The sequence below is a fragment of the Thermanaerothrix sp. genome (assembly GCA_026417795.1).
In the GTDB taxonomy this organism is placed as follows: domain Bacteria; phylum Synergistota; class Synergistia; order Synergistales; family Synergistaceae; genus Thermanaerovibrio.
In genome coordinates this window covers 1-1193 of sequence record JAOACP010000110.1, presented here as the reverse complement: position 1 = coordinate 1193, position 1193 = coordinate 1, and the positions used below count along the sequence as shown (strand labels likewise).

Here is a 1193-nt window from a genome sequence, read left to right as displayed (position 1 = left end):
GGTCGGGGTCGTTGAAGGGCGGGTACTGCTTCCGGGGCCCGTAATTGAAAAAGGGGTACCAGCCCCGCCTATTCGGGTGGTGGAATTCCGTACCCCTCATGCTCACCCCGGCTTCCACGGCGTTGAGCTGGGGCTGCCCGCCGGAGTACCATACGAAATCAAGCCCGAGATAGGCGGTAATGTAGCTCCATTCGTAATTAGCAATGCGGATGGTTTCGAAATCCGGCATCTCCAGCCGCCAGGAAAGCCCGTGCCCAATCTTTACCCCGGAAAATTTTTGGCCGGTGCATTTGCCCCGGCCGAGGGTCTTTACCCGGTAGACCATTTCCACCGCCATGTTCCGCACCCCCTAGGCCAGGAGGACGGCCGCGTAGACCGCTATTCCCGACCAGCCTCCGGCCGCGTCAATATGAGCCGCAGTTATTGTAATATAGCTGTACCCTTCTCCCCCACCGGTCTGGGCGGCGTTTATTTTCTGGTGGCCCGACCAGACCCCGAGAACCTTGTTAATGGTGCCCGAGAAGTTCAGGGTAACGGTAGGCGAATCCGCCGACACCGTGCCCGAGCGGCGCTCGAATTTCGCGGAGGTAAGGTAATTCGTGGGAATATCGCTGGTAAGGGCTATCGTCCTCCAGCCGTAAGGGGTAAACAGCCTCAGATGGTAATCGTCCGGCTTGTAGAAGACCCTCCCTTCGGCGCCGGCCGGCGTAGAGGAGAGGGGCCGAAAATACACAAACTCGGTTTTCACCCCGCCGCCGCTGCCGGGCTCAGTGGAAAGGTTTTTGGGCACCACCAGATCGCCCTCGGGGGTGAACTCGAAAATCTGCTTCGGCCCGCCGCTGTAGGGCACGGTGTAGATTTGCACGTACAGACCGTTACTGTCCAGAAACGTCTCGCCGGAGGCCATAAGCCTCATATACTGCGAGGCCCGCAATTCTAGGAAATAGCCTACGATGTCGCTGTTGGCCCGCAGTACCCCCCGGAGTTGGCCATCCTTCCAGAACTGTAGCTGATCGAAAAGGAGCTTAAACCCTATGGTGCTTCCGCCTGGGTAGCCGGTAAGGCCTTCGCTGTCCATTACCAATCTGTCGCCGGTCGGCGAGGTGCGGAAGGTGCTGCCTATGATGGTGCTCCCCTTTATCGTTACTCCCGATATATGGCCTGCCTCGATTATTCCCTGGTCTGTCCAGAGC

Annotated in this window: 2 protein-coding genes; both read right to left on the bottom strand. The window is 58.7% G+C overall.

All coding sequences use genetic code 11. From position 1 onward, the window contains the following. Window positions 1–337 (bottom strand): hypothetical protein (locus N2315_09455; GenBank protein MCX7829396.1); only part of this gene is annotated, 337 nt, incomplete at its 3' end. Between the two features lie 12 nt (window positions 338–349). Continuing rightward, window positions 350–1193, bottom strand: an 844-nt coding sequence (locus N2315_09450) for a hypothetical protein (protein ID MCX7829395.1), incomplete at its 5' end; no start/stop codon positions are given.